The 12,681-nt window shown below is 57.2% G+C and carries 11 protein-coding genes; 8 read left to right on the forward strand and 3 right to left on the reverse strand.

Going from position 1 to position 12,681, the window contains the following annotated elements:
* Window positions 1–44: 44 nt before the first annotated feature.
* The 5 genes from P8935_RS23925 to P8935_RS23945 all read left to right on the forward strand — a co-directional run bounded on the left by P8935_RS23925 (window position 45) and on the right by P8935_RS23945 (window position 5,123).
* Window positions 45–1,685, forward strand: coding sequence for a 4Fe-4S binding protein (locus P8935_RS23925; RefSeq protein ID WP_348262827.1), 1,641 nt, complete (start codon window positions 45–47; stop codon window positions 1,683–1,685).
* Window positions 1,686–1,696: 11 nt separating this feature from the next.
* Complete coding sequence (locus tag P8935_RS23930) at window positions 1,697–2,197, forward strand: DUF6599 family protein (RefSeq protein WP_348262828.1); 501 nt, start codon at window positions 1,697–1,699, stop codon at window positions 2,195–2,197.
* Between the two features lie 42 nt (window positions 2,198–2,239).
* Complete coding sequence (locus P8935_RS23935; protein WP_348262829.1) at window positions 2,240–3,247, forward strand: DUF362 domain-containing protein; 1,008 nt, start codon at window positions 2,240–2,242, stop codon at window positions 3,245–3,247.
* Between the two features lie 13 nt (window positions 3,248–3,260).
* A complete protein-coding gene (locus tag P8935_RS23940) occupies window positions 3,261–4,319 on the forward strand; it encodes a DUF362 domain-containing protein (protein WP_348262830.1) in 1,059 nt (352 codons plus the stop codon).
* A gap of 195 nt (window positions 4,320–4,514) precedes the next feature.
* Complete coding sequence (locus P8935_RS23945) at window positions 4,515–5,123, forward strand: class I SAM-dependent methyltransferase (RefSeq protein WP_348262831.1); 609 nt, start codon at window positions 4,515–4,517, stop codon at window positions 5,121–5,123.
* Between the two features lie 80 nt (window positions 5,124–5,203).
* Here P8935_RS23945 and P8935_RS23950 read toward each other — a convergent pair whose 3' ends face one another.
* Window positions 5,204–5,689 (reverse strand): DinB family protein, encoded by a 486-nt coding sequence (locus P8935_RS23950; RefSeq protein WP_348262832.1) that lies wholly within the window; start codon window positions 5,687–5,689, stop codon window positions 5,204–5,206.
* 105 nt (window positions 5,690–5,794) lie between these two features.
* Entirely contained in the window at window positions 5,795–6,874 is a 1,080-nt protein-coding gene (locus tag P8935_RS23955) for an aldo/keto reductase (protein ID WP_348262833.1), read from the reverse strand.
* Window positions 6,875–7,005: 131 nt separating this feature from the next.
* Between P8935_RS23955 and P8935_RS23960 the strand changes: the two genes are divergently transcribed.
* Window positions 7,006–7,137: a hypothetical protein gene (locus tag P8935_RS23960; RefSeq protein ID WP_348262834.1), complete on the forward strand. Its 132-nt coding sequence runs from the start codon at window positions 7,006–7,008 to the stop codon at window positions 7,135–7,137.
* A gap of 145 nt (window positions 7,138–7,282) precedes the next feature.
* Here P8935_RS23960 and P8935_RS23965 read toward each other — a convergent pair whose 3' ends face one another.
* Window positions 7,283–9,637, reverse strand: a complete 2,355-nt coding sequence (locus tag P8935_RS23965) for a DUF6600 domain-containing protein (RefSeq protein WP_348262835.1) — start codon at window positions 9,635–9,637, stop codon at window positions 7,283–7,285.
* Window positions 9,638–9,890: 253 nt separating this feature from the next.
* On the opposite strand from P8935_RS23965, the gene P8935_RS23970 reads away from it, so the two are divergent.
* Both P8935_RS23970 and P8935_RS23975 read left to right on the forward strand, forming a co-directional pair.
* A complete protein-coding gene (locus tag P8935_RS23970; protein WP_348262836.1) occupies window positions 9,891–10,502 on the forward strand; it encodes a hypothetical protein in 612 nt (203 codons plus the stop codon).
* A gap of 114 nt (window positions 10,503–10,616) precedes the next feature.
* Window positions 10,617–12,398 (forward strand): M20/M25/M40 family metallo-hydrolase, encoded by a 1,782-nt coding sequence (locus P8935_RS23975; protein ID WP_348262837.1) that lies wholly within the window; start codon window positions 10,617–10,619, stop codon window positions 12,396–12,398.
* Window positions 12,399–12,681 lie beyond the last annotated feature (283 nt).

Here is a 12,681-nt window from a genome sequence, read left to right on the forward strand (position 1 = left end):
CGCCAGACCAGCGCGGACGCCCGTCGGCGCACAGGACAAACCTCGTGGCTCATTCCAGATTGCCGCACTTGCGCAGGATCTCGCAGATATTCTTTCTGCTCCTGTTTATTGCGCTTCTGATTTTCACATCGATGCGGCCTGCATCCGCGACTACGGGCGATATCCATATGCGCGCGCCGGTGCGCATGTTCTTCGTACTCGATCCGCTCGTCGCCATTGCCAATGCTCTGGCGACACGCGCGTTGTATCGTGGTCTGCTCTGGAGCCTGGCGATTTTGCTGCCAACGCTTTTTCTCGGCCGATTCTTCTGCGGCTGGATCTGCCCCATGGGAACGCTGCAGCATTTCGTCGGCAACATGCGCTCCGAGGCAAAGCGCGGAAAGCAACGTATTGAATCCAATCGCTACAAGCGTTGGCAGACGATTAAATATGTAGTACTCATCGGTGGCCTTGTAGCGGCGTCGTTTGGTTCTATGATCATCGGAACCCTCGACCCGTTCAGCCTGCTGGTTCGCTCCATAGGTCTCGCCGTCCTCCCCGCTTTCAACTTCGCAACCCGAGCCGTGCTGGTGCCGATGGAGCACAGTCATGTTCTGGCGGTTAGAACAATCGGCGAATCGCTGCACACGATTTTGCAGGCAACAGTGCTCGATTTTCGCCAGGCACATTTCGCGCAGAGTCTAGTGTTGGGCATCCTCTTCCTTATTATTCTGTGGGCCAGCATGCGGATTACGCGATTCTGGTGTCGTGCGATCTGTCCTTTGGGCGCGCTACTCGGTTTGGTTTCCCGGTGGTCGATACTTGGCCTGCACAAAGATGCCTCGAGTTGCGACAAGTGCAGCCGTTGCCTCCTGAACTGCCAGGGCGGCGATGATCCTATCGGCGGATCTCCGTGGCGCAAGTCAGAATGCCTGATGTGCATGAACTGTGTTGGCAGTTGCCCGCACGATTCCTTGCAGTTCCACTTCTTCCGCAAAGAACCCGAAGTTGCATCGCCGGATCTCGGCCGACGCCGAACGCTGACTGGACTTGCGATTGGAGCTGCGGCCGTACCTCTGATGCGCGCGAATACTGGACTTGGCAAAAGCCGGGAAGATCGGTTGCTTCGTCCGCCAGGCTCGGTCGACGAACCCGACTTTCTCTCCCGTTGCATCCGCTGCGGCGAATGCATGAAGGTCTGCCCCAACAACTCGCTCCATCCGACTTTGACGCAAGCCGGACTCGAAGGCCTGTGGACACCCACGCTGGTTCCACGGATCGGCTACTGCGAACCAAGTTGCGTGCTGTGCTCCGAGGTATGCCCCACCGGCGCCATCTGGCAGATCACGCCAAAGGACAAGGGGTGGGTTGTTGGCGTGAGCGGCACGCAGCACCAGCCCGTCCGCCTGGGCACCGCATTCTATGATCGCGGCCGCTGTCTGCCATGGGCCCTCGCCACAGATTGCATCGTCTGCGAGGAGTGGTGTCCAGTTTCGCCCAAAGCTATTTACGTCGAAGAAGCACAGGTGGTCGACGCTGCTGGGAATACAAAAACGGTAAAGCAGCCACGAGTCGACCCAAGCCGCTGCGTAGGTTGCGGTGCGTGTGAATACGCCTGCCCGCTGCAGGAACGGCCTGCCGTCTACGTCACGAGTATTGGTGAAAGCCGTTCGCCCAGCAGCCAGATTCTTTTGAACAGAACTTAAAGAGGGATTGAATGAATATGAAGCGATCGACTTTGTACCTTATTGGAACCTTGGTTATATCCTTGCTCGCCTGCGGAGCTCTCTCGGGATGCAAGAAGAAAAGTGCAAATCCATTCCCGGCGTCGGGCACAGTTGCAGGTTGGGAAAAGTCGAGTGAAACGCGCACCTTCGCACCCAAAGACTTGTGGCAGTACATCGACGGCGACTCGGAGCAATTCATACAGGCCGGCGTAGTTTCCACAGCCACCTCCGATTACAAATATCAGGGACAACTCGAGGCCGTTGTCGATGTCTACACCATGGGTGGACCCGATGGTGCACAGACCATCCTCGAACGCGGGCAAACCAAAGAGGCGCAGAGCGCTCAGGTGGGCGATGAAGGCCTGCAGTACGCGCAAAGTGTGAGCTTTCGCAAGGGCCCCTATCTTGTGCGCATCGTTGCTTACCAGTCTTCCGCATCCGCTCCGCAAGCGTTGATGGCGCTGGCGCATGGTGTCGAAGCAAACCTGTAATGAACCCCGGCACGGCCGATTTTCAGGAACGGGAGTACCAAAATGACAAGCCGTAGAGATTTTTTGAAGGAAGCTGCAACCGGAGCTGTAATCCTCGGCACACATAGCAGCCTGGGATTGACGCACGCGCTCGATCCGCACACTGAGCAGGAAAAGTCCAGAGTCATCATCGCTCGCGATGCGGCGTTGCACAGTTCCGATGGAAAGCTCGACGAAAAGCGCGTTGGCGACCTGCTCGACCGCGCTATCGCTACATATACGGGACGCAAGCGCCCCGTAGATGCATGGAAGCATATTGTTCTCGAAGGCGGCGCCAAAGAGAAGGTGATCGGGCTCAAGACCAACGGGCTTGGCGGCAAAGGGATTTCCACTCATGCCGTCCTCGCATACGCAATCGCGGAACGCTTGCAGCAGGCCGGCGTAAAGCCCGGCAACATCCTCATCTGGGACAGGAACGCGCGCGACCTCGAGGCATGCGGATTGACGATCAATACTGATCCGAGCCGCGTTCGCTGCTTCGGTTCCGATTCTGTGGGCTTCGAAGATGCCGTAGAGAAGTGGGGATCGTCGCACGCTCGCTTCTCGCGGATTTTGACGCGCGAATGTGCGATGGTGATCAACCTGCCGATTCTAAAAGATCACAGCATGTCTGGCGTTACCTTCGCCATGAAGAATATGTACGGCGTGGTCGAGCGTCCGCAGGAACTGCACGCAGGCGGCTGTAATCCAGGTGTGGCCGATCTGAACGCGTTTCCAGTGATCCAACAAAAGATCAAGCTCACCATCGGCGATGCCATGACCTCTGTATACGAAGGTGGTCCGGGGTTCAGACCGGAGCATCTGTGGCAACCCAACGCGCTCATCGTGGGCGAAGACCGCGTAGCCATTGATCAGATCGCTTGGGGAATCCTGGAAAAGAAGCGCGCCGAAGTCGGGCTGAAGACGCTGGAAGCGGTTGGCCGCCCGCCTCGCTACATTGCCACCGCCGCTGACTCGACGCATGCACTCGGCGTGAATGATCCGCGGCACATCAAGGTGATCGAAGTTTGACCGCAGGAACGGTATGAGCAACGAGAGCGAAGGCAAGCTAAACGAGACCGAAGGCACTAGTGACGCGACTCCGCATGGGATGACGCGCCGCGAAGCGCTGTTGCAATTGCTGCGCGTGGGCGGCATCGCGGCTGGTGCGGCAGGCGGCGGCGTCTGGCTCAGCGAGCGCAGCCGCCGTCCCGTGCCTGTCCTTGCACAACAAGCGCGGAAAGATCATCGCATCACCTCGAACAAGCAGTGGCCAAATCTCACGGTGGCACAGTACGCGATGGATGGAAGCGGTCCGCAATCTGGCGAACCGCGTGCTCTCGTGCAGAGAGCTCTCGAGAATCTCGGCGGCATGAGCCGATTCATCGCCCACCAGGATGTCGTGGTCATCAAACCCAACATCGCTTGGGACCGCACACCCGAACAGGCCGCTAACACCAATCCTGAGCTGGTAGCGGAAGTTGTGCGTCAATGTTGGCAAGCTGGCGCGAAACGCGTCATCGTTACCGACGTGAGTTGCAACGAAGCCCAGCGTTGTTCCCATCGCTCGGGAATTGAAGCAGCCGCACGATCCGCTGACGCCGAAGTCATTCTGCCTGATCCCGAAAAGTTCCGCGAGGTAGATATGGGCGGCGTGGTGCTCAAAAGCTGGCCCGTGTTCACGCCATTTCTCGAAGCCGATAAAATTCTCAATCTTCCCATCGCCAAACATCACGAACTTACCGGCGCCACACTCGGGATGAAGAATTGGTACGGCATTCTTGGCGGCCAGCGTAACCGTCTCCATCAGCAGATTCACCAAAGCCTCGCCGATCTCGCTGCCTTCATGTTGCCTACTCTGACCATCATGGATTGCTACCGCATCTTGGTGCGTAACGGCCCGACCGGCGGCAACCTCGAAGACGTCGTGCTTAAAAAGACCGTCGTCGCCGGGACCGATCCTGTGGCTCTCGATGCATATGTAGCCAAAGCTTATTGGAATCTCGACGCCGAGCACTTGCCGTATTTGCAGTTGGCTGCAAATCGCGGTCTTGGGGTTGTGGAGTTCGAAAAGCTTGACGTTCAGGTAAGCCAGTTGGCTTAACCGCACACAACATCATCTTTCGAGATTTCACTGTAGAATCCCATTGGGGCTGCGATGATGCCGTGCTCCTCAGAACACTTCCTCAGTCACACAGAAGGGTGCTAATCCGCCAAACACAACAACCCTGCATCGAACTAGTCTTGCACTATAAAAGCGTTTCGTTTCCAAGTCCCGTCAAGTCGAAAGGGTGCCGCAGTGACGTTGAGCGTGCAAGAGCAGTTCGGACAGATTGATATTTATGTCTTCGATCAAATTCTGCGCGGAAACATCGCACGCGGGATGCGCGTGCTCGATGCCGGTTGCGGATACGGGCGCAATCTCGTTTACCTGATGCGCGAAGGATGCGAGATCTTTGCGCTGGATCAGGATCCTGCGGGCGTTGACCATGTTCGCGCGCTGTCTGAGTCATTGGGAACGAACCTGCTCGCGGAGAATTTTCAAGTTGGTGCAATCGAGCACATGCCGTTCGCCGACGCTCTTGCAGACGTAGTGATCTGTTCGTCGGTTCTCCACTTCGCCCGCGATGACGAGCATTTTCGAGCGATGCTTGCCGAACTCTGGCGAGTGTTAAAGCCCGGCGGCATGTTGTTCTGCCGACTGGGATCGCGCATCGGAATGGATTTCGAGAGAGTTGGCGGCAATCGCTTCATCGTCGGAGATGGCTCCAAGTGGTACCTCGTCGACGAAGAAATGCTCTTGGATCTAACTGAAGAGATGAACGCGGTGCTGGTAGATCCCTTGAAGACAACCATCGTGCAGGACTATCGCTGTATGACAACATGGGTGCTGAGAAAAAGAGGATGAATCGACGCGCACCCGTTTGGACATAGGACTAGCGGGATTTCTAACGGCAGATGGGGAATGCGCGGTTGGGCGCAGATTCCTCAGCCGCCGTATGGCATTGGCGGAACTTTGCCCAAAAGCCGCGCATAAACGCATAAAGCACCGCGATGATGCGCCGTGTGCTCTACCATAGCCCAGACGATTTCGCTCATCGGCTGCCCACCCATGATCGGACCTGGCGGAAGGGGATGCGCAAGTTCCTCCGGCGTCCTGGACCGAAGGAACTGAACAGCCCGCTCGCACGCAGCGACGAAATTTACGCGTGCCGCCGTAAGCGATTTCATCTCCCTCCAGATCCTGCTCTCCTCTTCAAAGTTGAGATCGAATCCTTCTGGCCGCGATGCGCCATCGATGAACCAGTTGAGAGTTTGTGCGGCATGCGCCACCTGCTGCGCTACCGTCATCATCTCTTCACGCGGGCGGAACTCCGAGTCAGCCTCTGCCAGAACGCTGGTGGAGCGCTCAAAGAAAACCTTGCTCGCAAGGATCTGAGTGGCAAAATCATAAAGCGTTGCTGTGTGATTCATGCGCGGCATAGTAGCAGAGTCGGCAAGATTGCACAGTGAGGAACTCAAAAAAGACGAAAGCCCCACCGGGTCCGGTGAGGCTCTCGCTGCAAAAATTGTTTTCCGTCAGGGTCTGTCGTAGAAGCGGAAGAACAGGGATGGCTTCGCGCAGGGTTCGGCACGCGCCACCAGTTCCGTCTGCTGCTTGTCGTTGATCGGCGTGAAGTCCCGTGCCAACTGCACGTTCTCTTCAAGCTGCGCAATCGTATCGCAACCGATAATCACCGTGCTCACCGGTCGCGACAGGGTGTAGTTCATCGCTTCGCGCATGGTCAGCGTGCCGGGCTTGTCGGTCTGGATCGTCATGCCTTCCCACGAATGTTTCTGCTGCTCGATCGGCGGCGGCGTCCACGTGGAAAGAATGCGTCCACGCCCGGGAATCTTCATTCCGATAATGCCCATCTGCTTTTCGACTGCCAGCGGCAGCAGTGCTTCGTTGAAGCTGTAGTGATGTGGATCGGCGGCGTTCATCGCCATCAAAATACAGTCGAAATCATGGCGGTGAATGCACTCGATCAGCGCTTCGGGCCGGTAATGCCCAGTGATGCCGAGATAGCGCACCACCTTCTGTTGCTGCATGTCGAGCAGAGCCTCCATCGCGCCGCCCTTGGCAAATATCTGGTCGACGTCAAACATGGTGCCGACGTCGTGCAACTGCCACAGATCCACATGATCGGTTTGCAGCAACTGCAGCGACTTCTCGATCATGCGCATCGACGCTTCGCGTGTCCGCTCCTTGGTCTTCGTCGCCAGAAACGCTTCGTTGCGGCGCTTCGCCATGACCTTGCCGACATACTGCTCGCTCCAGCGTTCCGGGCCGCCATAAATCGATGACGTGTCGATGTAGTTCACTCCAAGATCGAGCGCGCGCTCCACAATCGGCACCGCAACGTCAAAGTTGTTTGCCTTCTCCAGGGACGCCTGTCCACCCAACGAGAAGATGCCCACTTTATAACCCGTTTTGCCCAGATTGCGTGTGGGCATGGCCGCAGGGGTACGAGGGTTCGAAGGCAAGCCTGGCAGCGATTTGTTCGGCGTCACAGCAAATGCGGACGGCGTAAGAAGCGCTGCGGTCGCCGCACCGCCAATCTTCAAAAAGTCGCGACGGCCCTTATTGCGGGGCGATGCAGAGGTCTCTTTGCTCATGAAGTTGCTCCTCGATCGATCAAAATGCGGGCGACTCCATCATAAACCCGCTTGCTCTGACCATGGTTTCCAACACGGGAATCAGAAAACCATGCCGATATTTGCTAATCTAACAATCAGGGAGCCCAATCATGAACATTACTTCCCCGTTCCTGGTCGTACCGGTAATCGTGGCGGTCTTCTTCGCGTGCATTCTGTGGTCAACCGGCGGCACCGCGGATGGAAGAACGGAAGGCAGTCATCCGGAGCACGGCGCACATTGATTCCTTTCTGCTCACCTTCCGGGCACAACTGAACGCAACTCTATTCCGACTGGAATTAAATTACATTCCCTGGCGGACCGAGAAACTTCGTAAATAAGAAAAGGCCGCTGCGTAGTGACGCAGCGGCCTTCGATTTGCAACCCATTTATTGCGGTTTCTTTTCGTCTTTCTTCTCATCCTTCTTCGAGTCTTTATTGTTGTTCTGTTTCTGATTGTTCGGTGGTGGATTCGGCTGCCGTGGAGCAGCGTCCTGTCTTGGCCTTGGCTGATCGGCCTGACGGTTCGGTGGTGGAGGAGCTTGCCTTTCCTGCGGCTGATACGTCGGCCGTTGCGGCGGAGGCGCAACGTCCCGCTGTTGTGGCGGAGGCTGAACTGGCCGACTCTGAGGCGGTGGCTCAACTTCGCGCTGCTGCGGTGGAGGCTGCACCGGGCGACTTTGCGGCGGACTGTTCGCAGGCGGCAGAGGCGTTACATCTTGATGCCGGTTAGGCTGCGTCGGTCCAAACTCCTGCCGGTTTTGCGGCGGAGCCGGATTCGGTGGCTGCTGCTGATTAGGCCGTGGCTGCTGCTGATAGTTGGGTGGCTGGTTGTTGGGCTGCTGATAACTCGGCCGCGCAGGCTGCTGCGTGTTTGGAGGCGGCGGAACCGGTCTTCCATTCGGCTGCACACCAGGAGCCACGGGTTGACGATCCTGCGGCTGTCGTTCGTTATTGTCCGGCATCGGATTTTGGCGGTCCTGTTGTTGGTAATTTGGTGGCTGAACCGGCCTGCCCGTCGGTTGCACACCGGGGGCTACAGGCTGCGGACGCTGCTGCTGATTATTGTTTGCCGGTGGATTTTGATTCACCTGTGGATTACCCAACTGGGGATTGATTGGCCGCTGAGTTCCCTGCACGGGAGCAACCGGGTTCGCTCGAGGCGCTCCTCCTGGATAAGGACTATTGGGCGCGTTGGGGCGCTGGTCCTGACTGCCCTGTGTTACTGGCATCTGGTTCCCTCGCCCACGGTTTGGAGCCGGAGCCGCAACAATCGTACGACCGGGTAAAGGCCTGATCTGCGGTTGTTGCCTCACTGGGGGAGCAACCGGAGTGGCACCCGGCCGGGCAACAATCTGCCTGCCCTGTTGATTGATCAAATTTGGCCTCTGCACCGACACCGGAACCGGTCGTGCCACCGGACGAGAAACGATCGCTCGAGGCGACGGAGCTACCTGGGGCTGCTGCAGCGCACGCGCCTGCTGCATCTCCCGCGGGTCAACCCTTACTGCAACATTTCGGACCGAGCGTCCCTGCGCGAAGTCGTCCTGCCGCATCGCGGTTGCGCCCCGCGTCTGGTTCACATAAGTGATGTTGGTTACGTTGACGACGTTGACGTAAGTGTTCTGCACGTGTACCCGCGGGGCTTCGCGGATGTTGGTGATGTTCACCCGGTCGATATATTGAGGACTGCACCTGTACCACGGGCGATAGGCTTCTCCCGGCCCTAGTGGGAACCACACCGAAAGACCGCCTCCGCCGCCACCGAAGTGAACGCCGCCCGCAAACACCACCAGCGCTGGCGACCATACCGGTCGCACATTCACTGGACCAGGTACCCAACCCCAGCGATTTTCGTAGTTGACCCAACGGCCGTAATGGAAGGGCGCGTATCCCCATGACTCATCTTCAACCCATACCCAGCCCCAGGGATCGCGATCGATCCAATGTCCGTAGTGATACGGTTGCCAATCTGCCGGAACATCGCGAGGGAACCACACCGCGCCGTATTCTGTGGCAGGCTGCCAGTCTCCGTACGCATCTAGGTCAGCCGCGCCTGGAATATCGGGGCTAACGTACTGGAATGAAACCACCCGCGAAAGATGCTGATCGCGCTCCTGGCTCCAGGAATCGAGATCATCCGGCCCGGCAGGTTGCAGCCACTGCGGATAAACGGGATTCGATCCAGCAAGTTCCAGCGACTGACCATAATCGAGTTCCTGGCGATAATCGCCGGCAGCGGTTATGTCTGCGAATTGACCTAGATTCGTGAACACCGTGGCGCCATCGTTCGGCATGACGTCGATACGCAAATCGCCCGAGTTTGCGAATTCGGCATTCCCGTTGGGCGTGCTGACATCCAGCAGTTGTCGCGGCCACATGCGGTAGCTGTGCAACCGGATCGACCCTTGAGCAACGCCGACATTGATGTTGAATTGTGAATCGTCGACCAGCGTGATGTCGGTATTCGGCCCGACACGGATATAGGTCTGGCCGACCTGTATCTCGGCTCGTCCGTCCGAATCCGTATAGATGCGGTCGCCCGGACCTAGTGGCAAGTTTGGATAGGCCTGGCCCCAATCGTCGGAACTGACTGCCTGTACTGAGACGTTACCGGAGATATAAGAGATGCGGCCGGCTTCAGGAGGAGGATCATCCTGACCCCGCACCGAAGTGACCATCACCAGCGCAGCAGCGCAAAAGGCGATAATCGGGATCTTTTTGGAGGAGCTGAGAGCAAACATAAAAAAGAGTTCCTTTCGTTTTGTACCGCGCCGGTTTATCTCGCCAGGGCTGTGAATCGACCGACAGAAATACACCTAGCTTCTGCAGCTTTCACATACAACTTGCTGATTACAACCAGTCTTCTTCGATCGAACTATTGAGAATACTAACCCCGGTCCCTGGAGAAAGTAGTACAAAGATGTTGAAGCTTAATAGGGGACCGAGGAACCGCTTGGCACGCCGGACCGTATTACGCGGGGTGAGGGTAATCTGATGAATCGGAAAGCTATTTGTATTTTGGCCGGAACAGCCTTGGTTACAAGCATCGCGGGCTGCCGGGTCCATGTAGATAAGGATGCAAACGGTCAAGAAAAGAATGTCCAGGTGGACACACCATTTGGGGGTGTCCACGTAAATACCGACCAGATTTCAGCCGCCGATCTAGGCTTGCCGGTGTATCCCGGCGCCGACATCGTGAAAGATAAGGACCACGACAAGTCTGCCGACGTAAACATGGGATTCGGCGAGTGGACACTGCGGGTGCGGGCCGTCAATTATGCGACTGTCGATTCGCAGGATAAGGTGACGGCTTTCTACAAGAAGGCACTCGGGCGCTACGGCGATGTCATTACGTGTCAGGGCAATTCTCCCGTCGGAACGCCCGTTGCGACCTCAGAGGGGCTGACCTGTAGCGATAACGGCAATCACGGAAACGTGAAGATTGACGATAAAGATATCGGCGTAAACGGAGGCCTGCAATTAAAGGCGGGCTCGAAACGCCATCAGCATATCGTGGGTTTCCAGGATCCCCTTGACGGAAAAACTCGATTCGCACTGGTCGCACTTGATCTGCCTGGCAGCGGCAATGGCAGCAAAAGCGATTAGCGAACTAGACGGCTCCTGGTACAAACGCAATCGGCATTATTTGCGGGTAATCGGGGTGTAATGACCTAGAATTCCACCACAGGTATCACACCCCAATTCATCGGAGCCCCAAAGATGCTTATTTCAATTGCCCGCCTTTCCCCGGCGGCGCTGCTGGCCGTTGCCACGGTTTTGTATGCCGCTGATAAAGCGAAGCCCGCGCCGGTCCCCTCAACCGTAGATCCTTACACTGAAGTCCAGCCCGCTACTGAATCCCTGGACATGACAATGTATCAGCGGATTCGCGATGAAGGCTTGAATCATTCGCACGTGATGGAATTTGGCTCCGCTTTGATGGATGGCATTGGCCCCCGTCTCACCGGTTCCCCCAATGCCAAGAAAGCTAATGAGTGGACACGCGACACACTGACAAAAATCGGACTCGAAAATGCGCACCTAGAAGATTGGGGCGAATTCGGCCTTGGCTGGCAGCAGATGAATACCTGGGCGCGCATGGTCACACCCGACACTGCCGTGCTGATCCTCCAGGCGACTCCGTGGTCTCCCGCGACATCGGGTCCCGTAACCGGGGACGTAGTCTTCGTCAATATTCAAAACGATAAAGACTTCGATCAATACAAAGGCAAGCTCTCCGGCAAGATCGTCCTGTACGGCGCCATGCGCGATGTTCCTGTCGGCGACAAACCGCTCTTCGAACGCAACACGGACAAAGATCTCGAAGATATCGCCGTGTTTCCCGTGAACGGCAATGCGGGCGTTGCCCCGGATATGCAGGCACGCATGCGCAACTTCATGGAACGCATGCGCATGATCGACAAGGTGGCGCAGTTCTTCGCCGATGAGAAAGTGGCCGCGGTGATTGAACCAAGCCGCGATGGCAAGAACGGCGGCGGCAGCGGCGGCACATTCTTCGACGACAACGGCGCCACACTCGGCCGCACGCCCTATCTGACCGACAAGCGTGTCAAAATTCCAGTCGCGGTTGCGGCCATCGAAAGCTACGGTCGTCTCTACCGCCTCACGCAGGCGCATGTTCCCGTGAGCGTCGAAATCAACATCGATACGAAATTCACTGGCGAGCACGAGCACGCCTTCGACACGGTTGCAGAAATTCCCGGTACCGATCCGAAACTGAAAGATCAGGTTGTGATGCTCGGCGGACACCTAGATAGCTGGATCGCCGGAACCGGGGCAACCGATAATGGAGCCGGAACAATCGTCGCGATGGAAGCTGTTCGCATCCTGAAAGCCCTCGGAGTCAGGCCCCGTCGCACGATTCGCATCGCCTTATGGACTGGCGAAGAGCAAGGCCTATTCGGATCAAGGGGCTACTGCAGACAGCACTTCGGATCTGCCGCACTTTCCACCGCGCCCGATCAGGCGGCGCTCCCCGAATTCATGCGCCGCGCTACCGGCCCACTCGAAGTCAAACCGGAACAGAAGCTCGTCTCGGCGTATTTCAACGTCGACAACGGCTCAGGTAAAATTCGCGGCGTTTATCTGCAGGGCAACTCGGCCGTGTCTCCCATTTTTGCGCAATGGATCGCGCCGCTCAAAGACCTTGGCGTGACCACTTTGACAATGAGAAACACGGGCGGCACTGATCACCTGAGTTTCGATGCAGTTGGAATTCCTGGCTTCCAATTCATCCAGGATGACCTGGATTATGAAACCCGCACTCATCATTCCAACCAGGACGTGGTGGAGCGGCTTCAACCGGCCGACCTGAAACAGATCGCGACAGTCGAGGCGATTTTCGTATACAACGCAGCCCAGCGCGACGAGATGATTCCTCGCAAACCGTTGCCCGACCCGGCAGGAGAGGAAAAGCGCCGTGCGCCCATTGAAGGAATCTTCCCCGGCACTACACTAGCCGCGACTCCGGACAAGCAATAGTCTTACAACCAGTTTTCAAACCAAGCCCGCCCGGCGGAAGTCTGGCGGGCTTGCTCATCGCCAGGGTCTGGCGAGCGTACTCCTCTCGGAGGTACCGACGGCCTCTTCGGAACTCCGACACTTTTCCGGCGCCGGAGGCGATATCCAGGCTTGAGCCAAAGCGAGAATCAACTTGCTGCTGGCTCGAAGCCATCGCGCTGGGCATTCTGCTACACTTGTCAGAGCGTACCAAGCGGGAAAACGCACCAGGCCGCGCCCGATGATACGCATCCGCAAACCAAGT

The organism is Telmatobacter sp. DSM 110680, assembly GCF_039994875.1.
GTDB lineage: Bacteria > Acidobacteriota > Terriglobia > Terriglobales > Acidobacteriaceae > Telmatobacter.